23 protein-coding genes and 3 tRNA genes are annotated in these 21,254 nt (G+C 53.5%); 17 read left to right on the forward strand and 9 right to left on the reverse strand.

The window, feature by feature from the left end; genetic code table 11:
• Positions 1 to 85 precede the first annotated feature (85 nt).
• Positions 86 to 400, forward strand: a complete 315-nt coding sequence (gene fliE / locus SK54_RS10480; RefSeq protein ID WP_003859612.1) for a flagellar hook-basal body complex protein FliE — start codon at positions 86 to 88, stop codon at positions 398 to 400.
• Positions 401 to 475: 75 nt separating this feature from the next.
• Positions 476 to 889: a lipoprotein YedD gene (gene yedD / locus SK54_RS10485; RefSeq protein WP_048247144.1), complete on the forward strand. Its 414-nt coding sequence runs from the start codon at positions 476 to 478 to the stop codon at positions 887 to 889.
• 102 nt (positions 890 to 991) lie between these two features.
• Here the strand turns inward: yedD and amyA are convergent, their stop codons facing one another.
• The 4 genes from amyA to fliD all read right to left on the reverse strand — a co-directional run bounded on the left by amyA (position 992) and on the right by fliD (position 4,802).
• Positions 992 to 2,479 (reverse strand): alpha-amylase, encoded by a 1,488-nt coding sequence (gene amyA, locus SK54_RS10490; RefSeq protein ID WP_003859614.1) that lies wholly within the window; start codon positions 2,477 to 2,479, stop codon positions 992 to 994.
• A gap of 98 nt (positions 2,480 to 2,577) precedes the next feature.
• Complete coding sequence (gene fliT / locus SK54_RS10495; RefSeq protein ID WP_006811148.1) at positions 2,578 to 2,949, reverse strand: flagella biosynthesis regulatory protein FliT; 372 nt, start codon at positions 2,947 to 2,949, stop codon at positions 2,578 to 2,580.
• The gene (gene fliS / locus SK54_RS10500) at positions 2,949 to 3,359 is read right to left on the reverse strand and encodes a flagellar export chaperone FliS (protein WP_003859616.1); all 411 of its coding nucleotides are present in this window, start codon (positions 3,357 to 3,359) and stop codon (positions 2,949 to 2,951) included. The genes fliT and fliS overlap by 1 nt, the downstream gene beginning before the upstream one ends.
• A gap of 30 nt (positions 3,360 to 3,389) precedes the next feature.
• Positions 3,390 to 4,802, reverse strand: a complete 1,413-nt coding sequence (fliD, locus tag SK54_RS10505) for a flagellar filament capping protein FliD (protein ID WP_017693218.1) — start codon at positions 4,800 to 4,802, stop codon at positions 3,390 to 3,392.
• 269 nt (positions 4,803 to 5,071) lie between these two features.
• Between fliD and SK54_RS10510 the strand changes: the two genes are divergently transcribed.
• From SK54_RS10510 to sdiA, 8 genes are all read left to right on the forward strand, one after another.
• On the forward strand, positions 5,072 to 6,418 hold the full coding sequence (locus SK54_RS10510; protein ID WP_017693219.1) for a FliC/FljB family flagellin: 1,347 nt from the start codon (positions 5,072 to 5,074) through the stop codon (positions 6,416 to 6,418).
• A 163-nt stretch (positions 6,419 to 6,581) separates the two neighbouring features.
• On the forward strand, positions 6,582 to 7,301 hold the full coding sequence (locus SK54_RS10515; RefSeq protein ID WP_003859623.1) for an RNA polymerase sigma factor FliA: 720 nt from the start codon (positions 6,582 to 6,584) through the stop codon (positions 7,299 to 7,301).
• 54 nt (positions 7,302 to 7,355) lie between these two features.
• Positions 7,356 to 7,907 (forward strand): flagella biosynthesis regulatory protein FliZ, encoded by a 552-nt coding sequence (fliZ, locus tag SK54_RS10520; protein ID WP_015570235.1) that lies wholly within the window; start codon positions 7,356 to 7,358, stop codon positions 7,905 to 7,907.
• An 86-nt stretch (positions 7,908 to 7,993) separates the two neighbouring features.
• Positions 7,994 to 8,794 (forward strand): cystine ABC transporter substrate-binding protein, encoded by an 801-nt coding sequence (tcyJ, locus tag SK54_RS10525; protein WP_032669598.1) that lies wholly within the window; start codon positions 7,994 to 7,996, stop codon positions 8,792 to 8,794.
• Positions 8,795 to 8,897: 103 nt separating this feature from the next.
• Complete coding sequence (gene dcyD, locus SK54_RS10530; protein ID WP_045338572.1) at positions 8,898 to 9,884, forward strand: D-cysteine desulfhydrase; 987 nt, start codon at positions 8,898 to 8,900, stop codon at positions 9,882 to 9,884.
• Between the two features lie 21 nt (positions 9,885 to 9,905).
• On the forward strand, positions 9,906 to 10,574 hold the full coding sequence (gene tcyL, locus SK54_RS10535) for a cystine ABC transporter permease (RefSeq protein ID WP_003859632.1): 669 nt from the start codon (positions 9,906 to 9,908) through the stop codon (positions 10,572 to 10,574).
• On the forward strand, positions 10,571 to 11,323 hold the full coding sequence (tcyN, locus tag SK54_RS10540) for an L-cystine ABC transporter ATP-binding protein TcyN (RefSeq protein WP_003859634.1): 753 nt from the start codon (positions 10,571 to 10,573) through the stop codon (positions 11,321 to 11,323). Before tcyL ends, tcyN begins: the two co-directional genes overlap by 4 nt.
• A 223-nt stretch (positions 11,324 to 11,546) precedes the next feature.
• Positions 11,547 to 12,269, forward strand: coding sequence for a transcriptional regulator SdiA (gene sdiA, locus SK54_RS10545; RefSeq protein ID WP_017384479.1), 723 nt, complete (start codon positions 11,547 to 11,549; stop codon positions 12,267 to 12,269).
• A 64-nt stretch (positions 12,270 to 12,333) separates the two neighbouring features.
• Here the strand turns inward: sdiA and SK54_RS10550 are convergent, their stop codons facing one another.
• Positions 12,334 to 12,558 (reverse strand): DUF2594 family protein, encoded by a 225-nt coding sequence (locus tag SK54_RS10550; protein ID WP_003859644.1) that lies wholly within the window; start codon positions 12,556 to 12,558, stop codon positions 12,334 to 12,336.
• 464 nt (positions 12,559 to 13,022) lie between these two features.
• On the opposite strand from SK54_RS10550, the gene uvrY reads away from it, so the two are divergent.
• The 7 genes from uvrY (at position 13,023) to SK54_RS10585 (ending at position 17,752) form a co-directional block, all read left to right on the forward strand.
• Positions 13,023 to 13,679: a UvrY/SirA/GacA family response regulator transcription factor gene (gene uvrY / locus SK54_RS10555; protein ID WP_017384478.1), complete on the forward strand. Its 657-nt coding sequence runs from the start codon at positions 13,023 to 13,025 to the stop codon at positions 13,677 to 13,679.
• Positions 13,676 to 15,508 carry an excinuclease ABC subunit UvrC gene (uvrC, locus tag SK54_RS10560; protein ID WP_017384477.1) on the forward strand — a complete coding sequence of 611 codons (1,833 nt, stop codon included), beginning with the start codon at positions 13,676 to 13,678 and terminating at the stop codon, positions 15,506 to 15,508. Before uvrY ends, uvrC begins: the two co-directional genes overlap by 4 nt.
• A gap of 56 nt (positions 15,509 to 15,564) precedes the next feature.
• Positions 15,565 to 16,113: a CDP-diacylglycerol--glycerol-3-phosphate 3-phosphatidyltransferase gene (pgsA, locus tag SK54_RS10565; RefSeq protein ID WP_003859652.1), complete on the forward strand. Its 549-nt coding sequence runs from the start codon at positions 15,565 to 15,567 to the stop codon at positions 16,111 to 16,113.
• 163 nt (positions 16,114 to 16,276) lie between these two features.
• Positions 16,277 to 16,352, forward strand: a tRNA-Gly gene (locus SK54_RS10570).
• Positions 16,353 to 16,403: 51 nt separating this feature from the next.
• Positions 16,404 to 16,477, forward strand: a tRNA-Cys gene (locus SK54_RS10575).
• Positions 16,478 to 16,488: 11 nt separating this feature from the next.
• Positions 16,489 to 16,575: transfer RNA gene (locus SK54_RS10580), tRNA-Leu, on the forward strand.
• Positions 16,576 to 16,825: 250 nt separating this feature from the next.
• Entirely contained in the window at positions 16,826 to 17,752 is a 927-nt protein-coding gene (locus tag SK54_RS10585) for a LysR substrate-binding domain-containing protein (RefSeq protein WP_048247146.1), read from the forward strand.
• Between the two features lie 5 nt (positions 17,753 to 17,757).
• Here SK54_RS10585 and SK54_RS10590 read toward each other — a convergent pair whose 3' ends face one another.
• The 4 genes from SK54_RS10590 to livM form a co-directional block, all read right to left on the reverse strand.
• The gene (locus SK54_RS10590; protein WP_048247149.1) at positions 17,758 to 18,228 is read right to left on the reverse strand and encodes a hypothetical protein; all 471 of its coding nucleotides are present in this window, start codon (positions 18,226 to 18,228) and stop codon (positions 17,758 to 17,760) included.
• Between the two features lie 165 nt (positions 18,229 to 18,393).
• Positions 18,394 to 19,110, reverse strand: a complete 717-nt coding sequence (locus SK54_RS10595; RefSeq protein WP_017384431.1) for an ABC transporter ATP-binding protein — start codon at positions 19,108 to 19,110, stop codon at positions 18,394 to 18,396.
• Complete coding sequence (locus SK54_RS10600) at positions 19,107 to 19,982, reverse strand: ABC transporter ATP-binding protein (protein ID WP_015570244.1); 876 nt, start codon at positions 19,980 to 19,982, stop codon at positions 19,107 to 19,109. Before SK54_RS10600 ends, SK54_RS10595 begins: the two co-directional genes overlap by 4 nt.
• Positions 19,979 to 21,253: a high-affinity branched-chain amino acid ABC transporter permease LivM gene (gene livM, locus SK54_RS10605; RefSeq protein WP_017693223.1), complete on the reverse strand. Its 1,275-nt coding sequence runs from the start codon at positions 21,251 to 21,253 to the stop codon at positions 19,979 to 19,981. Before livM ends, SK54_RS10600 begins: the two co-directional genes overlap by 4 nt.
• Position 21,254: the final 1 nt, after the last annotated feature.

The following is a 21,254-nucleotide window of genomic DNA, read 5'->3' on the forward strand; positions in this document are numbered from 1 at the left end:
CTGGTTTTTTAACGCTATTTACCGCCATTATCTTATTGACAAGCTGTTAGTCTTGACCTCGTAAAAAACCATCCAGGGGAGAGTCATGGCTATACAGGGCATTGAAGGGGTACTCAGTCAGTTACAGGCAACGGCGATGACCGCCCGTAATCAGAGCGTGGCTGACCAGCCGCCGGGCGTTAGCTTCGCCGGTCAACTGCATGCGGCGCTGGACCGGATCAGCGACAAGCAAAACGCGGCCCGTACCCAGGCTGAGAGATTTACCCTTGGCGAACCCGGCGTGGCGCTCAACGATGTGATGGCCGATCTGCAAAAAGCGTCGGTGTCATTGCAGATGGGGTTGCAGGTGCGTAACAAGCTGGTGTCGGCATACCAGGAAGTGATGGGGATGCAGGTTTAATCAATACCCATCTTACGCTGGCAGCCTGATGGCTTTAATGCCACAATATTTTTTTCTTCGCATGCAGGAAAGATGATGAAAAAAGTAGCAATTGTGGCTGCGATGCTGACGTTAGCGGGATGTGTTCAGGTAGATAACTATCAGGAAGTGATTAAGCACCCGGTACCTTCGCAACTGGCAGGTTACTGGCAGTCGAAAGGGCCGCAGAGCGCGATGGTGAGCCCGGAAGCGATCGCCACGCTGGTGGTGACGCCAGAGGGGGATACGCTGGATTGCCGTCAGTGGCAGCGCGTTATCGCGGTGCCGGGTAAGATCATGCTGCGTTCAGATGATTATTACAACGTGACCCGTAAGCTGGATGTCTATCCGCTGGAGCGTAATGGGGCGGCGCTGGAGTATGACGGTATGGAACTGTACAAGGTTGACCGTCCAACAGTGGAATGCGCAGATTACCTGAGTAAGAATCCGCTGGAGAGTAAGCTTCCGTAGCGGTAAAAGCAAAACGGCAATCATATTGCCGTTTTTAGGGTTTGCTCCCTCTCCCGGTGGGAGAGGGTCGGGGTGAGGGCATCAGGCCGCACTTTCCCAGCACTACAGCGCGTCCTCAATCACCCAGACGCTGACGCTTCCCCCGTTACAGAAGAACGTCCCTTCGCCATCCGCCGCCGTGGTCACGGTTTCCTCGCGGTTGCCTAAAAAATCACGCCAGGTCTTATTGCCGTAATTTTCCCCGAGGCAGATGGTCTTCTCGCCGTCATCACCATTCGACAGCACCACCACACAGCCCGGGTGCTCCTCAGTCCCGCTGCGGCTGAACGCAATGCAGTTTGGATGATCGAAAAACAGCGTCTGCACGCCGTGGGCAAAACGCTGCCGGGCGAGGATCAGCTCGTGGAGCTGTTCAATCACCGGCATATCGATGTGATACGTCTCGCCATCCCCGCCGGTGTCGTCATAGCTGGCGCCAAAAAGATCCGGATAGAACACGCTCGGCACGCCGTTTTCACGCAGCAGGATGAGCGCGTAGGCCAGCGGTTTGAACCAGGCTTCAACCGGGGCTTCCAGCGCCTGCAAGGGTTGGGTATCGTGGTTGGCTACCAGGGTCACGGCATGGAACGGATCGGCTTCCACTAGCGTACCGGTGAAAATCTGGCTCATATCGTAGTCGCGTCCCTGGCGTGACGCTTCGTGAAATTTCATTTGCAGCGGCGCATCAAACAGCATGGTTTTGCCGTCCACCTGATTGATGTAGTGCTGCAATTTATCCACTTCGTGAGACCAGTATTCCGCCACAATAAACAGCGGCTGCGGGGCCACCTCCTGGACGTGCTCAATCCACTCTTTATAGAACCAGGCCGGGATGTGTTTTACCGCGTCCAGGCGGAAGCCGTCGCAGTGGGTTTGCTCCATCACCCAGCGCGCCCAGTATTTGATCTCCTCCGTCACCGCATGGTTGCGAAAATCAATATTTTCACCCATCAGGTAATCGAAATTGCCCATCTCGTCGTCGACCTGATCGTTCCAGCCTTCGCCGGTGTAGTCGTTCACGATTTTGAAGATACCGTCCTCATTGGGGTTTTCAATGTGGTCGATACCGCTGAAGCATTTGTAATCCCAGATGAATTGCGAATACTGCCCGGCCCGAACGGGGAAGGTGTAACGCGTCCAGGCTTCGCATTCGATGATCTCATCGCTGATTTGGGTGCGATCCTGAGCATCCACACGCTGCACGCGGACGGGTTCCTTTTCATCGGCCCCCATTTTATGGTTGACCACCACGTCCAGAAGCACCGCAATCTGGTTGCTTTTTAAGGCGTTGATGGCCTCCAGCAGCTGGGCTTTATCGCCGTATTTGGTGGCGACGCTGCCTTTCTGGTCAAACTCACCGAGGTCGAAAAGGTCATAAGAGTCATACCCGACGGAATAGCCGCCGGATGCCCCTTTGTATGCCGGCGGTAACCAGACCATATTGATGCCGATTTCGTTCAGGTTGGGGGCTAATGCCGTGACTTCTCGCCACAGTTCACCGCCGGTGGGGTAGTACCAGTGAAAACATTGTAAAAGTGTTGGGTTGCGCATGCACCATCTCCATGAGGTCGCGAAACTCAAGTATGGAGCAGGTTTGGCAGAAATGCCTGGCGAACGAAACGGTTAACGTTTGCCCGCCAGTTAAATGGCTAATTAATATCGCTATTACTTTGCGGAACCAGGACATGACCGCCCTGGTTACCGTAGGTGGAGAGAACGGTTTTCTGGATGGAGGATTGCCCAACCAGCTTCGCCAGTTCATCCATTCTGGCTTGCAGCAACGTTTTTACCTGGCCTTCGTTGTCCAGGATCACCCGCAGCGTCGGGCGAAGCTGCTCCTGAATCTGCATCGAAGGTTCACTTTCCTGAGTGAGACGAGCCAGTGAGTGCACCGCATTAACATAGTCGGTTTCACAGATGATCAGATCATCCCATAGTCCCTGCCGGGCCAGTCGCAACATCAACTGGCTCTGCTCAAGGAGTTGCTGATAAAGGGCATAAAGTTGCGGTGCGTTACTCATTAGACGGCGTCCTGCATCAGTTGTGGCGTACCGGCAACCTCCTTCCACCCGTCAGCGATATTGCGCAGCAAGTTTTCCACCTCTTCGATGGCGCTGGCGTCGTTATTCACATTGGCGTGCAGGAGGCGACGTACCATATAGGCATAAAGGGCAATCAGGTTTTGCGTAAGCTCATCACCGTTATTTTCCACCAGGCCAACCTTCAGCCCGTTTTCGATAATGTTGATGGCTTTTGAGAGCGCCAGCCCTTTTGCCGGGATATTACCGTCTGCCAGGAACAGACGCGCGCGTACCAGCGCGCTGAGGGCTCCATCAAATAGCATGATAACCAGCTGCTGCTGGCTGGCGCTCATCACCGCGCTTTCAACTTCTATCTTTGCGTAGGCTTGCGTGCCTTTTGCGCCGTACATGTTATCCCCCTCGGGTCTGATTAGCGTTTACTACTTGTTGCTGGACGTATTTTCGAACTGCTGCGTCAGGTAGCTGCTGGTGTTGTTCAGCGAGGTCATCAGTACGTCCAGCTGGGTAAACTGGGCTTTGTACTGCGCCACTCTCGCGTCAATACGTTCGCTCACGGCGTTATATTGATCCGTTAACTTGTTCAGCGTTTTGCTGACGCCATCTTTGGCCGCCTGGATAATGCCTTTACTGGAAAGCCAGTCAGTCAGATGGGTGGCCATGGTGGTAGTGATCCCGGTGGTTTTACCGTCACCCACAACCAAATCTTTCACGGCAGACGGGTTATCCGTCAGCGCTTTTTTCAGCTTGTCGCTGTCCAGCTCCAGCTTGCCCGTGCTTGGATCTGAAGTAATGCCGACCTGAGACAGCGTTTTATAGGCGGTTCCGCCGACGGAGTTGCCCAGCATGGTTTTCAGCTGCGTCTGAATAGTACGCAGCGTGCTGTCCCCGAGCAGGGCACCGTTGCTGGAGTCCTGCGCATCTGTACCCGCATCAACCGCCGTATATTTGGTTAATGATGCAAAGCTGTCCTGAAGGGTGTTGTAGGCATCCACCCAGGCTTTCATCGCCGTTTCCGCTTTCGACGTATCTTTAGCGATCGTCAGCGTCTGGTTACCGGTGGTGACGTCGTTCAGGTTCAGGGTGATATCTTCCAGCGCATCGCTGATGGTGTTGCTGCTGTTTTCGATATCGACGTTATTCACCTTCAGCTTGGCGTTCTGCGCGGTGACGCTTTCTGTCATGCCGTTGCTGGCGTCGGTGCTGGTGCCGTTGTAACCCATAAAGGATTGCAGGGCGCTGTCGCCGCTCACGCTGATGCTGACCGCGTTGTCCGCCCCGGTTTCGGTGGAGGTGATGGACAGACGGTACTGACCATTACCGACGTTAATAATACTGGCGGTCACGCCGGCGTCAGCTTTGTTAATCGCATCGCGAATGCCGGTCAGCGAGGAGTTTGCCGCGCTGATATCGACGGTCACCGGATCTTTACCGTTACCGGCGGTAAAGGTGATCTTGCTGTCAGCCGTGGCAATGGCCGTTTTGGTATCCGGCTGCGCGTTTTTGGTCGTCAGGGTTTGCGCCTGCGCCAGCTGCGACACGCTGATGGTGTATTTACCGGCAATCGCGCTGCCGGTAGTGGTGGCGCTGAATGCCGTGGTACTGCTCGACGTGCTGGTCGCTGTAAACAGGTCGGCTTTATTCAGCGCGGTGTTGGCGGTCTGAAACGCTTCCAGTGAACTTTTCAACGTGCCGTAAGCGCTCAGCTTGGCGGTATACGATGTCTGTTGTTTGGAAATTGGCGTCAGCTGTGCTTTTTCGGCCGTGGTCAGACTATCCAGAATGTCTGCTAACTTAAGACCCGAACCAATCCCCAATGATGAAATACTTGCCATATTTATTCCTTAATCTATCGACACGTAGAACGAATAGTGGGGTTATCGGCCTTAATGGGGGAAAGTTTACGGTTAATTTCTTTTTTTTAATGGCGGGAATAACGGTAATAGAGAAGAGCTTTTCCGTGGCTAAAAAAATTAACGCGATCCTGAAAAAATATCTAAAGGTTGGTTTGGACCAGACGATAACACCTTTGACGGCGATGAAGCCGAAGGGTGGAAACCCAAATCTAACCAAACAGATTTGATGAACAACAGGAATCGAAATCATGGCACAAGTCATTAATACCAACAGCCTCTCGCTGATCACTCAGAACAACATCAACAAGAACCAGTCCGCTCTGTCTTCTTCTATCGAGCGTCTGTCTTCTGGTCTGCGTATCAACAGCGCGAAAGATGACGCTGCGGGCCAGGCTATCGCTAACCGCTTCACCTCTAACATCAAAGGCCTGACTCAGGCTGCACGTAACGCTAACGACGGTATCTCTCTGGCGCAGACCACTGAAGGCGCGCTGTCTGAAATCAACAACAACCTTCAGCGTATCCGTGAGCTGACCGTTCAGTCTCAGACTGGCACCAACTCCGATTCTGACCTGTCTTCAATCCAGGACGAAATCAAATCCCGTCTGTCTGAAATCGACCGCGTATCTGGTCAGACTCAGTTCAACGGCGTGAACGTGCTGGCTAAAAACGGTTCTATGGCGATCCAGGTTGGCGCGAACGATGGCCAAACTATCAACATTGACCTTCAGAAGATTGACTCTTCTACACTGGGTCTGAATGGATTCTCCGTTTCTAAAAGTTCTGTATCTGTTGGTGATGCAATTACTCAGTTGCCAAGTGCAACAGCAGGTAACCCGCCTGTTGAAATCTCCTTCGATGCGACAGTCAAATCTGATTTGAAACTGACTGATACGTCTAATCTTTCTCTCCATAACCTGAAAGATAAAGACGGTAATCTGACTGACCAGTATGTTGTACAAAATGGCGACAAAACCTATGCGGCAACTGTAGATGCAACTGGCAAAGTAACTTTAAACAAAGCAAATATTACTTATAGTGATGTTGCTAATGGCATTGACACCGCAACTCAGGCTGGCCAATTGGTACAGGTTGGCACCAGTGCTTCTGGTAACCCAACTGGTTTTGTATCTGTTCAGGGCAAAAACTTTGATGCAGGTACTGACGTACTGGTCAACAACGGCGGTGATGCAACTCTGGGTACCCCGACCACAACTGGTACTACTGTAGAAGCAGTATCTATCAATCTGAGCACTGGTACTAAGTCTGACGGTACTACTAATGTGACCGCTACAGGTGAGTTTGCTGGCGCATCTACCAACGATCCACTGGCTCTGCTGGACAAAGCTATCGCGTCCGTAGACAAATTCCGTTCTTCACTGGGTGCGGTCCAGAACCGTCTGAGCTCTGCCGTAACCAACCTGAACAACACCACCACCAACCTGTCTGAAGCGCAGTCCCGTATTCAGGACGCCGACTATGCGACCGAAGTGTCCAACATGTCTAAAGCGCAGATCGTTCAGCAGGCCGGTAACTCCGTGCTGTCCAAAGCTAACCAGGTTCCTCAGCAGGTTCTGTCTCTGCTGCAAGGCTAATCGCCTGATTACGCTTAAACCCCGCTTCGGCGGGGTTTTTTCTGTCCGCATTTACGCGTAACCCCCCAAATAACCCCTCATTTCACCCACTATTCACCCGATTAAAACCCCTCCAGAATCGGATAATCATGCCGATAACTCAACTAACGCAGGGCTGTTTATCGTGAATTCACTCTATACCGCTGAAGGTGTAATGGATAAACACTCGCTGTGGCAGCGTTATGTTCCGCTGGTGCGTCACGAAGCATTGCGCCTCCAGGTGCGTTTGCCGGCGAGCGTGGAACTGGACGATCTGCTACAGGCGGGCGGTATCGGGTTATTGAATGCAGTTGACCGGTACGACGCTCTGCAAGGAACGGCATTTACGACTTACGCAGTGCAGCGTATTCGTGGTGCGATGCTGGACGAGCTGCGCAGCCGCGACTGGGTGCCGCGCAGCGTACGCCGCAACGCGCGCGAAGTGGCGCATGCGATGGGGCAGCTGGAACAGGAGCTGGGGCGCAACGCGACGGAAACCGAAGTAGCGGAGCGTCTGGGCATTCCTGTTGAAGAGTATCGCCAGATGTTGCTCGATACCAATAACAGCCAACTCTTCTCTTATGATGAGTGGCGCGAAGAGCATGGCGATAGCATCGAGCTGGTGACCGATGAACACCAGCAAGAAAACCCGTTACACCATTTACTGGAAGGGAATTTACGCCAGCGCGTGATGGAAGCGATCGAAGCTTTACCGGAACGGGAGCAACTGGTGTTAACCCTCTATTACCAGGAAGAGCTCAATCTCAAAGAGATTGGCGCCGTGCTGGAGGTGGGCGAGTCTCGGGTGAGCCAGCTGCACAGCCAGGCCATTAAACGCCTGCGCACAAAACTGGGTAAGTTATAGGTGAGTCATTCGCCTTGGAAATGCCGCACAACGTATTGACAACCAGGAGTTATCATGACGGTGCAGCAATCTAAAAGACGGCCTTTAAGCCGCTACCTGAAAGACTTTAAACACAGCCAGACGCATTGCGCCCACTGTAAAAAATTACTCGACCGCATCACGCTGGTTCGTCGCGGTGAAATCGTGAACAAGATTGCGATTTCCCGCCTCGACACGCTGATGGATGAAGCCGCCTGGCTTGAAGAGCAAAAAGAGTGGGTAGCGCTTTGCCGTTTCTGTGGCGATCTCCATTGCAAAGAGCAAAGCGACTTCTTCGATATTATCGGCTTCAAGCAATTCCTGTTTGAACAAACGGAGATGAGTCACGGCACCGTGCGTGAATACGTGGTTCGCCTGCGCCGCCTGGGTCAGCATTTGACCATGCAAAATATCTCCCGCGATCTGCTGACGACCGGATACCTGGATGAAAATCTGGAACCCTGGTTGCCCGCCACCAGTACCAATAATTACCGCATCGCGCTGCGAAAGTACGCGCAATATAAAGTCCAGATGCCGGGCGTCATAAAGCAGAAAGTCCGCGCCGGAACAACTTCTGATATATATTAAAAAAGAATAAGATGTAGCGCAGCCGCCTTTGACGTTGCAGGCGATTTCTCTACACTACTCAAAAATTCCACTGTATCGGGGTACTTATGAAATTAGCACTTCTGGGTCGTCAGGCGCTGATGGGGATGATGGCCGTTGCGCTGGTCGCGGGGATGAGTGTGAAAACGTTCGCGGCAGAGAATCTGCTCAACAAAGTTAAAGAGCGCGGCACGCTGCTGGTTGGGCTGGAAGGAACCTATCCTCCGTTCAGCTTCCAGGGCGACGACGGTAAACTGACCGGTTTTGAAGTGGAGTTTGCGCAGGAGCTGGCGAAACACCTCGGCGTTAAAGCCTCCCTGAAACCCACCAAATGGGACGGGATGTTGGCGTCACTGGATTCCAAACGTATTGACGTGGTGATTAACCAGGTAACCATTTCTGACGAGCGTAAGAAGAAGTATGACTTCTCCACGCCGTACACCGTGTCCGGTATTCAGGCGCTGGTGAAGAAAGGTAACGAAGGCAGTATCAAATCCGCATCGGATCTGAAAGGTAAGAAAGTCGGCGTCGGTCTGGGCACCAACTACGAAGAGTGGCTGCGCCAGAACGTGCAGGGCGTGGACATCCGTACCTACGATGATGACCCGACGAAATACCAGGATCTACGCGTAGGCCGTATTGACGCCATTCTGGTTGACCGCCTGGCAGCGCTGGATCTGGTGAAGAAAACCAACAATACCCTGGCTGTCGCGGGTGATGCGTTCTCCCGTCAGGAGTCCGGCGTGGCGGTGCGTAAAGGTAACGAGGATCTGCTGAAAGCCATCGACGGCGCCATTGCTGAGATGCAGAAAGACGGCAGCCTGAAGGCGCTTTCTGAGAAGTGGTTCGGCGCAGACGTGACGAAATAAGTCTCTGACTGACAAAAAAAGGCGCTTTTAAAAGCGCCTTTTTTATTTCTCGCGCGTCTGCGTGCATAATGAAATAACAATTGTTTGCGTGACCGGAGGAACCATGTCACTACAGAATTTAACGCGCTTTCCCCGTCTGGAATTTATCGGCGCACCCACGCCGCTGGAGTATCTGCCGCGATTTTCTGACTACCTGGGGCGCGATATTTTCATTAAGCGTGACGATGTGACGCCCATGGCGATGGGCGGAAATAAGCTGCGCAAGCTGGAATTTCTCGCCGCCGATGCCCTGCGCGAAGGCGCGGACACGCTGATCACCGCCGGGGCAATTCAGTCTAACCACGTTCGCCAGACGGCGGCAGTGGCGGCGAAGCTGGGACTCCACTGCGTTGCCCTGCTGGAGAACCCGATCGGGACGCAGGCAGAGAATTACCTGACTAACGGTAACCGTTTGCTGCTGGATCTGTTCAACGTGCAGGTTGAAATGGTCGACGCGTTGACCGACCCGGCTGCACAGCTCGACGAGCTGGCGACGCGTCTGGAAGCGCAGGGTTTTCGTCCGTACGTGATCCCGGTTGGCGGCTCGAATGCGCTGGGTGCCCTCGGCTATGTTGAGAGCGCGCTGGAAATCGCTCAGCAGTGCGAAGGCGCGGTGAGTTTATCCTCGGTGGTGGTGGCGTCCGGCAGTGCGGGGACCCATGCTGGTTTAGCGGTCGGGCTTGAGCAACTGATGCCGGAGGTCGAGCTGATTGGCGTGACGGTTTCCAGAAGCGTTGCGGACCAGAAGCCGAAAGTCGTCACCCTGCAACAGGCGGTGGCTGAACAGCTTGCGCTTCAGGCGAAGGCGGAGATATTGCTGTGGGAGGACTATTTCGCGCCGGGCTATGGCACCCCCAATGATGAAGGGATGGAGGCCGTTAAGCTGCTGGCCCGTCTCGAAGGTATTCTGCTCGACCCGGTCTATACCGGCAAGGCAATGGCGGGCCTGATCGACGGCATCGCCCGCAAGCGCTTTAAGGATGAAGGACCCATTTTGTTTGTTCATACTGGCGGGGCGCCTGCGCTGTTTGCCTATCATCCTCATGTCTAAAAATCAGGTAGAAAAATAATAATGCAAGAAAGTATTCAACTGGTTATTGATTCGCTGCCGTTCTTGCTTAAGGGCGCGGTGTTTACTTTACAGCTCAGTATCGGCGGGATGTTCTTCGGGCTGGTGCTCGGGTTTGTGCTGGCACTGATGCGCATGTCGAACATCTGGCCGGTGCGGTGGCTGGCGCGGTTTTACATCTCCGTGTTCCGCGGAACGCCGCTTATCGCCCAGCTGTTTATGATTTACTACGGTCTGCCACAGTTCGGTATTGAGCTGGATCCGATCCCGGCGGCGATGATAGGCCTGTCGCTGAATACCGCGGCGTACACCTCTGAAACGCTGCGTGCGGCGATCTCCTCCATCGATAAAGGACAGTGGGAAGCGGCGGCCAGTATCGGGATGACCCCGTGGCAGACGCTGCGCCGGGCGATCCTGCCCCAGGCGGCGCGCGTGGCGCTGCCGCCGCTGAGCAACAGCTTTATCAGCCTGGTGAAAGACACCTCGCTTGCGGCGACCATTCAGGTGCCGGAGCTGTTCCGTCAGGCGCAGCTGATCACCTCGCGCACGCTGGAAGTGTTTACCATGTATCTGGCGGCCTCGCTGATTTACTGGGTGATGGCGACGGTACTGTCCGCTCTGCAAAACTATTTTGAAAACCAGCTTAACCGCCAGGAGCGTGATCCAAAATGAGTGCAATTGACGTCAAAAACCTGGTGAAAAAATTCCATGGACAAACGGTGCTGCATGGCATTGATCTTGAGGTTGAGCAGGGCGAAGTGGTAGCAATTATCGGCCCGAGCGGGTCAGGCAAAACCACGCTGCTGCGCAGCATCAATTTACTGGAGCAGCCCGAAGGCGGGACGATCCGCGTGGGTGATATCACCATTGATACCGGGAAACCCATCAGCCAGCAAAAAGGGCTGATTCGCCGCCTGCGCCAGCATGTCGGCTTCGTGTTCCAGAGCTTTAATCTCTTTCCGCACCGCACGGTGCTGGAAAACATTATTGAAGGGCCGGTCATCGTCAAGGGGGAACCTAAGGAAGACGCGACGGTCCGCGCCCGCGAGCTGCTGGCGAAGGTTGGGCTGGCAGGGAAGGAGACGAGCTATCCGCGTCGCTTATCTGGCGGGCAGCAGCAGCGTGTCGCCATTGCGCGCGCGCTGGCGATGCGCCCGGATGTGATCCTGTTTGACGAACCCACGTCCGCGCTCGATCCTGAGCTGGTCGGGGAAGTACTGAACACGATCCGACAGCTGGCGCAGGAGAAACGCACGATGGTGATTGTGACGCATGAAATGAGCTTCGCTCGCGACGTTGCCGATCGGGCTATTTTCATGGATCAGGGGAGAATAGTTGAGCAGGGGCCGGCTAAAGCGCTGTTTGCCAATCCGCAGCAGCCCCGAACCCGTCAGTTCCTTGAAAAATTCTTAATGCAGTAGCATTTTAGCGTTCAATTTGCTCCAGATGCCGCTTCTGGAGCAAATTATCCTCCCTTAAACTCCGTTCTGTTGCTTTTTTATTCCGACTGATGTGGATAAGCCATCGCCAAATTAAAGATAATCTGCCTGTGGCCGATATTTTATATAAATAATCATGCTTTATGTGTTAGGTTATATTCACCATAATAATGATTATCTTTATCAGAGGCTTCATTCAGTAAGTATGAGGGATATAGACTTTTTCACCTGGCGACGGGAATGCTTCCTCCGGTTTCAGGAAATGACCTGTGCCGAAGAGGTATATCAGGAACTTCAGCGACAAACGCAGGCGCTTGAATTCGATTATTATGCGCTTTGTGTTCGACACCCTGTGCCATTTACCCGCCCGCGAACCTCCGTCCATTCCAGTTATCCGCAACAATGGATGGCGCAATATCAGTCCGAGAATTATTTCGCCATTGACCCGGTGCTGAAGCCGGAGAATTTCATTCAGGGACATTTGCCCTGGACGGATGAATTATTCACGGATGCCCAGCAATTATGGGACGGCGCGCGGGACCACGGATTACGCAAGGGAATAACGCAGTGTCTGATGATGCCAAATCATGCGCTCGGTTTCCTCTCCGTGTCATGTACCAGCTTACAGGCACACTCGATATCCAGTGAAGAAGTTGAGCTGCGTTTACAAATGCTCGTCCAGATGGCGCTCACCACACTGTTACGCTTTGAACATGAGACGGTGATGCCGCCTGAAATGAAATTCAGCAAGCGTGAGCGGGAAATTCTGAAGTGGACCGCAGAAGGGAAGACGTCGGCAGAAATCGCCATCATTCTCTCCATCTCGGAAAATACCGTCAATTTCCATCAAAAGAATATGCAGAAGAAATTCAACGCACCGAATAAGATCCAGATAGCGTGTTATGCCGCGGCGACGGGGCTTATCTGACTGATATCACGTTCTGCGTGTCAGACGAGAAAACGGCTGAATGCTTTGCATCCAGCCGTTTTTGTTACTGGCGGTAGGCTTGTTTAATTTGCTTAACCGTATTGGCAAAAACAGCGGATTCCGCCTGGTCTTCCATCTGCGCGATCTGTTTTTCCATTTTAATGATCACACGACCAGCATCAGCCTGGCCCATCGCCTGTAGCATAAGCGTCAGCAGCGACTTCAGGCAGTTTACTTCCTGTGCCAGTTCCTGGTTATTCTCGGCAGTGGCAAATTCAGGTGTGCTCATTTATTTTCCTCATTATAAAACAGCGCATGAGCGCGACGATGAAAGTTAAGGCGGCGGAGTATACCACAAGCTACGGCAAAAAATGCAGTGGTTGTTTTTTATACTTATCGCGCAGTGATTATTGGGCGGCGCGGATTATGAAGGTACCCTGTCCAATATGTTAGCGACAATTAAATGTTTATCCCCGGTTCGCCATTCGTTAATTGTTGTTACAAAAAATCGCGCGCTCTTTTTCGTTTGAGTTAACAACTGTTTTAGTAACTTTTCGAATGTCGATGCTAAAAAATAGCGGTAAAAGCCCGGCGGGCAAGGGTTTTCTTTCCACTTACTGTACAGCTTAATTTCCAAAAACGAGACCAGAATCGAATAGCCGATTTTTTAGCGTTTTAATCTTGCATGGAAAACCGTTAATATAAACCCAATTAGCAGTCAGTAGCGTTATCCCTATTCTGGAGACATTTCCTTTGATCAACGTCCTTCTTGTTGATGACCACGAACTGGTGCGCGCAGGGATACGACGCATTCTTGAAGATATAAAGGGTATTAAAGTTGCCGGCGAGGCGTGCTGTGGCGAAGATGCCGTCAAATGGTGTCGCGCTAACTCCGCAGACGTGGTGCTGATGGATATGAACATGCCCGGTATTGGCGGGCTTGAAGCCACGCGCAAAATCGCGCGCATGTTCGTTGATACCAAAGTTATCATGCTGACCGTCCATACCGAAAATCCGCTGCCTGCCAGGGTTATGCAGGCGGGTGCTGCCGGGTATCTCAGTAAAGGCGCCGCGCCGCAGGAAGTTGTCAATGCGATCCGCACCGTACACGCCGGGCAGCGCTACATCGCTTCTGATATTGCTCAACAGATGGCTCTGAGTCAGATTGAACCGGAAAAAACGGAATCTCCGTTTGCCAGTTTGTCTGAGCGCGAATTGCAGATTATGCTGATGATCACTAAAGGTCAGAAGGTGAATGAGATCTCAGAGCAGCTGAATCTCAGCCCGAAAACGGTCAACAGCTATCGCTATCGAATGTTCAGTAAATTGAACATTCACGGTGATGTCGAACTGACTCACCTGGCCATTCGCCATGGTTTGTGCAATGCGGAGTCGTTAATAAGTCAGTGAGTGAAGCGTTCGATTCAAAAGCATTTCTGAAAACCGTCACCAGCCAGCCAGGCGTCTATCGTATGTACGATGCTGGCGGTACGGTTATCTATGTCGGTAAGGCGAAAGATCTGAAGAAACGCCTTTCCAGCTATTTCCGCAGCAACCTTGCCTCCCGTAAAACCGAAGCGCTGGTCGCACTTATACACAACATTGATGTCACCGTAACGCATACGGAAACGGAAGCGCTGCTCCTTGAGCACAACTACATTAAGTTGTATCAGCCGCGCTACAACGTTCTGCTGCGCGATGACAAGTCCTATCCGTTTATCTTTCTGAGCGGCGACACGCACCCGCGGCTGGCGATGCATCGTGGCGCTAAGCATGCAAAAGGTGAATATTTCGGCCCCTTCCCGAACGGTTATGCCGTGCGGGAAACGCTGGCGCTTTTGCAAAAAATCTTTCCTGTTCGCCAGTGCGAAAACAGTGTTTATCGCAACCGTTCGCGGCCATGCCTGCAATATCAGATTGGCCGCTGCCTGGGGCCGTGCGTTGAAGGGCTGGTGAGCGAAGAAGAGTACGCGCAGCAGGTGGAATATGTCCGCCTGTTTTTAGCCGGGAAAGACGATCAGGTGCTGACGCAACTGATTGCCCGTATGGAAAAAGCCAGCGCGGCGCTGGAATTTGAGGAGGCCGCACGCATCCGCGACCAGATTCAGGCGGTGCGCAGGGTGACTGAGAAGCAGTTTGTTTCCAATACGGGCGACGACCTCGATGTTATCGGCGTAGCCTTTGATGCCGGTCTGGCCTGCGTTCATGTGCTGTTTATTCGTCAGGGTAAAGTGCTCGGCAGCCGCAGCTACTTCCCGAAAGTGCCGGGCGGCACTGAGCTGGGTGAAGTGGTGGAGACCTTCGTCGGTCAGTTTTATTTGCAGGGCAGCCAGATGCGTACGCTGCCCTCGGAGATCCTGCTCGACTTCACGCTCGACGATAAAACCCTGCTGGCGGAGTCGCTTTCAGAGCTGGCAGGCCGCCGGGTGAATGTCCAGACGAAACCGCGCGGCGATCGCGCGCGCTATCTGAAGCTGGCGCGAACTAATGCCGCCACGGCGCTGACCACTAAACTTTCCCAGCAGTCGACTGTCAGCCAGCGTTTAACCGCGCTTGCTACGCTGCTCAAGCTGCCGGAAGTGAAACGCATGGAATGCTTCGACATCAGCCATACGATGGGTGAGCAGACCGTGGCGTCGTGTGTGGTCTTTGATGCCAATGGTCCGCTGCGGGCAGAGTATCGTCGCTATAACATCACCGGCATTACGCCCGGTGACGATTATGCCGCCATGAACCAGGTGCTTCGCCGTCGCTATGGTAAAGCGATTGAAGAGAGCAAAATCCCGGACGTTATCCTTATCGACGGCGGGAAAGGGCAGTTGGGGCAGGCGAAGGCGGTATTTGAATCGCTCGACGTGGAGTGGGATAAGAACCATCCGCTGCTGCTGGGGGTAGCGAAAGGGGCAGATCGTAAGGCTGGCCTGGAAACGCTGTTCTTTGAGCCGGAAGGCGAGGGCTTTAGCCTGCCGCCAGATTCCCCTGCGCTGCATGTGATCCAGCATATCCGCGATGAGTCGCACGATCATGCCATCAGCGGGCACCGTAAAAAACGGGCGAAAGTGAAAAATACCAGTACCCTTGAGACGATTGAAGGCGTCGGGCCAAAACGTCGCCAGATGCTGTTGAAGTATATGGGCGGATTGCAAGGATTACTCAACGCCAGTATGGAAGAAATTGCAAAAGTGCCGGGTATTTCGCAAGGGCTGGCAGAAAAGATCTACTACTCGTTGAAACATTGAGGGCTCTGTAGCAACATAGAGCTAAATTTTACTGACAACAGACAGTTACCGTCATCATGCGATTTAATATCCCTACGTTGCTCACTCTCTTTCGCGTTGTGCTCATTCCGTTCTTCGTCCTGGCATTTTACCTGCCGGTCGTCTGGGCGCCTTTTGCCTGTGCGCTTATTTTCCTGATTGCTGCCGTGACGGACTGGTTTGACGGTTATCTGGCGCGTCGCTGGAACCAGAGCACCCGCTTTGGCGCGTTCCTCGATCCGGTTGCGGATAAGGTGATGGTAGCAATCGCGATGGTGCTGGTGGCGGAACATTATCATACATGGTGGGTGACGCTGCCTGCCGCGACCATGATTGGCCGTGAGATTATTATCTCTGCCCTGCGCGAGTGGATGGCGGAGCTGGGTAAACGCAGCAGCGTGGCGGTGTCCTGGATCGGTAAAGTCAAAACCACCGCACAGATGGCGGCGCTGGTATGGATGCTGTGGCGTCCCAATGCCTGGGTAGAGTGGGCCGGCATTGGTCTGCTGTGGGTTGCGGCGGTGCTGACGCTGTGGTCAATGCTGCAATATTTGAACGCTGCGCGCGGTGATTTGCTTGAACAGTGATCGTTTCGGCTTAATTTTCAGCAAACGATCCTGAGATGCAAAAAATAACGTTGACTCAAAACGTCATATCAGTAGAATGCAACGCATCGAACGGCGGCACAGTTAGCCGGACGACAATGAAATCAAGTGGTTAGGAAGTAGTTAAATAGTTACTTGATGACATGCGGGAATAGCTCAGTTGGTAGAGCACGACCTTGCCAAGGTCGGGGTCGCGAGTTCGAGTCTCGTTTCCCGCTCCAGATTAGTGCATCGGCAGTTTGCGGGTGCAGGTCGAAAGACAACAGATTTAAGGCGCGTTAGCAAAGCGGTTATGTAGCGGATTGCAAATCCGTCTAGTCCGGTTCGACTCCGGAACGCGCCTCCACTTTCTTCCCTGGCCGGATGGTGGAATCGGTAGACACAAGGGATTTAAAATCCCTCGGCGTTCGCGCTGTGTGGGTTCAAGTCCCACTCCGGCTACCATGGGAAAAAGCAGAATAATCAAAGCAATAAGCAGTGTCGTGAAACCACCGAAAGGTGGTTTTTTTGTGCCTGCCATTCTGCTAATCAATAACCTTCATTTCTGACCCTCACGTAATAAAACAACGATCCTTTTCAACGGAATTAAACAGATACCCATTATGCTATCGTGTAGCGGGCGCGATTTGCAGTGTGAAAATTTGCAGGTTTGCGATCCTGATCCCCCATGCCATTACCTCATTTAAGGGACGCTATGTCTTTACCGCCATTGTATGCACTGCGTGCCTTTGAAGTTGCTGCGCGGTTGAACTCCTTCAGTAAAGCCGCTGAAACGCTCAATATTACGCCGGGCGCGGTCAGCAGACATGTTCGTACCCTTGAACTGTGGTTCGACTGCGAGCTTTTCAGAAGGCAAGGTCCTCGCGTGGAGGTCACTGAAGCCGGGCGAGTGCTTGCCGGACAGCTGAACGAAAGCTTCACGAGCATTGAATGGGCCTGCCGGGCATTTCGCAGTGAAAATCACCTGCTGCGGCTTAAAGCACCCAGTACCCTGACCATGAGATGGCTTCTCGACGTGCTGCGATCTTTTCGCAACAACCATGCAAAACCACAGGTTGAGATTGCCAGCGTCTGGATGGACATTGATACCGTTGATTTCAATCTTGAGCCCTACGACTGCGCCATTCTTCTCGGCAATGGGCGTTTTGGTGACACAACGGAAAGCCAGCTGCTTTTTCATGAATGGCTTATCCCGGTTTGTACCCCATCACTTATCGAACCGGCCCGGCAGCGGCTTCCGCAATGCGATCTGATCCATCCTTCACCGGACAGACGGGACTGGCGACGCTGGCTGCGAAGAACAGGATTGTTCCCGGGGCTCGATATGAGCAGCGGTATGGTGTTCGATACCCTTGAACAGGGGAGTATCGCCGCGATGAACGGGCACGGCATCGCTATCGCCGACCTGCATCTCACGCTTGATGCCCTGAAAAGTGGCCTGCTGGGCCTGCCTTTCAGGGAAGCTATCGCGACCGGGGATGGCTACTACCTCGTCTGGCCAAAAAATTCACTCAAAAGAGAGAGCATTCAACATCTTCTGGCCTGGCTGCAAAACCATACCCCGGTCGTTCCGGCTCTGGATATTCTTTATCTGGAATACGATGAAAGCCGGGTGTATTAATACCGTTATGAGTAAGAGATGTTTGCCATCTTTTTATAGCGTTCTGGTAAAGCGCTGTTCAGGCTGAGCACCTTATCCAGAATATAAAATGCTGGCGTGTTTTTCTGCTGTTCAGCGTCAATAATTGCCGCGCGTAATAGCGTGGCGGCAGACGAAATCTTGTTAAAATAGTCCTCAGACTCCGGCGTCTGTAATTCACCAGAAGTGGCGTAACGCACGTCCGGCCAGCCAGAGAAGTTGAGCAGCGGGAGAGGGTTGCCTGCTTCGGGCTGACAGGATGAAAGCAACGCAGCTGCTTTTTGGGGATCGCGATAGGCAACTGAAAGCATATACGCGCGCTGCGAAAACGGTAACAGGGCGTCAGAATGATTTTTGGTGGAGATAAGCATGGTCATAAAATTCGCTAAATCGCCACCTGATGGGGTTTCAGATGGCGATATAATTTTCATTAACTGAAATAAAGCATCAAGTGTCATGTTTGCCCCGGTTCCTCACATTATGACTATTCAGTTTGCGCCTGAATGTTTTAATTGGCCCACCGTCCGGGTAGGTCGAGAGGATAATATTGGAAGGCGTACGTTTTTGAAAAACGATTAATAATCGCAATCACTGTGAGTTTTTCTCACTATAGCCTTTTCGTTTCACACGCCACCCAGATACGCCTTTCTCACCTCCGGATCCTTCAGCAACGCCTCGCCGCTGCCGCTTAACCGAATCTGCCCGTTAACCATCACATAGCCGCGGTCGGACAACTTCAGCGCGTGGTGCGCATTCTGCTCGACCAGAAAAATCGTCATTCCGTTACGGGCCAGTTCGCGCAGCGTCTGGAAAATCTGTTTAACCACGATTGGCGCGAGGCCGAGGCTGGGTTCATCCAGCAGCAGAAGTTTAGGACGGCTCATCAGCGCGCGGGCGATAGCCAGCATCTGCTGTTCACCGCCGGAGAGCGTCATCGCCCGCTGGTTACGTCGCTCCTTGAGGCGGGGGAAGAGGTCGAACATGCTTTGCATATCTTCCGCTGCATGCTGATTGCCGACGGGGATTGTCCCCATCAGCAGGTTCTCTTCTACAGACATATCCGGGAAAATGCGTCGTCCCTCAGGTGCCTGCGCGATGCCACCGGTGGCAACATAGTGGGTGGATTTGTGGCTGATATCCTCGCCGCAGAAGAGGATCTGCCCGTTGCGGATCCGGGGCTGACCAAAGACAGACATCAGTAATGTTGACTTCCCCGCGCCGTTAGCGCCAATCAGGGCCACGGTTTCCCCTTTGTTAACCTCAAGCGAAACCTGCTTCAACGCCTGGATCACCCCGTAGAAAACATCCACATCCTGAAACTGAAGCATCGGTTCGCTCACAGATTTACCTCGCTTTCGTCGGTGCCCAGATACGCGGCAATCACTTTTTCATTGTGCTGGATCTCAGCCGGTTTACCTCTGGCAATCACATCGCCATGATCGAGCACAATGATGTCATCTGAAATGCCCATCACCATCCCCATATCATGCTCGATCAGCAAAACCGTGATGTCATGGTGGTCGCGCAGGAACCGGATGATCTCACTCAGCTTGTGCGTTTCCACCGGGTTCAGGCCGGCAGCAGGTTCATCGAGACAAATCATCTCCGGGCCGGTACACATGGCGCGGGCGATTTCGAGGCGTCGTTGCTGGCCATAGGACATTTCCCCGGCCAGACGGTTCGCGCAATCCACCAGATCCACCACCTCCAGCCAGTAAAACGCCCGGTCCAGCGCATCGTTCTCTGAGCGACGATACGCAGGGGTGTTCAGCACCCCCGCCAGCAGATTGCGGTTGACGCGCATGTGCTGTGCCACCAGCAGGTTTTCCACAACGGACATCTCGCGGAACAGGCGGATGTTCTGAAACGTGCGCGCAAGACCCGCGCGGTTCACCAGATGCGTGCCGCCAAACATCTTATAGAACAGGCGTTGACCAAGCTGCGCCGGGTTGAGCCAGTCGCCCGGCTGGAATTTCTGGCCGAGCACCTGAATGACATTGGTGGTTTTATTTCGTGCATTGAACAGAATGTTGCCGCCGGAGGCCCGGTAGAAACCGGTCAGGCAGTTAAAGACGGTCGTTTTTCCCGCGCCGTTAGGCCCAATGAGTGCGGTAATGGAGCCGCGCTGCACCTCAAGATTGACGTCGTTTAAGGCCTTGATCCCGCCGAAGTGCATCATCAGATGTTCTACACGTAAAATCGTTGCGTTCATGGCGCCACTCCTTTACGCACGGCAAATCCGCTGCGGTTGATGCGGATCAGACCGCGAGGACGCCAGATCATCATCACCACCATCAGCATGCCAAACAGCAGCACGCGATATTCCGCAAAGCTGCGCAGCAGTTCCGGCGTGACGGTCAGCACAAAGGCGGCCAGTACGACGCCGACGGTGGAGCCCATCCCGCCCAGGACCACAATGGCGAGGATCAGGGCCGATTCAAAAAAGGTGAAAGAGGTCGGGTTAACAAACCCCTGGTAGGTGGCAAAAAACACTCCGGCGATACCTGCCGTCGATGCGCCCAGGGTGAAGGCCGAGAGTTTGACCAGAACGTGATTCAGCCCCATTGAACGGCAGGCAATCTCATCCTCACGGAGCGCTTCCCACGCCCGTCCAATGGGCATTCGGGTCAGCCGGTGTTTAATGTACAGCACCAGCATGACTACCAGGAACAGCACCGCATAGATGAAGATAAACTTCAAGTTGGGGTTATAGGTCAGGCCGAAGAACTCGTGGAAGGGGACGCCGCCTTCTTTGGCGCGTCGGCCAAACTCCAGACCAAAAAAGGTCGGGGCAGGGGCTGAAACGCCGTTAGGCCCGCCGGTGAAGGTGAGCCAGTTGTTCAGCACCAGGCGGATGATCTCGCCAAACCCGAGCGTGACGATGGCGAGATAATCCCCGTGCATGCGCAGCACCGGAAAGCCGAGCAGGGCGCCCGCGCCCGCGGCCATTAGCGCCGCCAGCGGCAGCATGCTCCAGAACCCAAGCCCCAGGTACTGATACCCGAGCGCCAGCCCGTAAGCGCCGATGGCATAGAAGGCGACATAACCCAGATCCAGCAGCCCTGCCAGGCCAACAACAATGTTCAGCCCAAGACCGAGCAGGACGTAGATCAGTCCGAGAATGGCAACCGTCAGAACGTATTTAGTGGCCACAAACGGGAAGCAGATCGCCAGTGTGACAATCAGCGGAATGATCCAGCGCATGCGGCTTTTATATGCCGGTGGCCGGACATACACGCCCGCATTGTCGGATTCAAACCGCGCCTGTAAACGTTTTCCGGCCGCCGTAGCTGAAAAGGCGCTCAGTAAAAAGCGTCCCACCATCACCGTGCCTACAATCCACGCCAGCCGCTGGCCGTCAAAGGTAAAGCTGTAACCATCCAGTATCACGCCCGCAATCGGGCCGAAAATAATCAGGGCGATCATTCCGGAAAAAATCGAGTCCAGAATGCAGCGCTTCAGGGAAAAACCGTCAGAGGTCATC

It is taken from the genome of Enterobacter sp. MGH120 (assembly GCF_001037725.1).
Lineage (GTDB): Bacteria > Pseudomonadota > Gammaproteobacteria > Enterobacterales > Enterobacteriaceae > Enterobacter > Enterobacter hormaechei_C.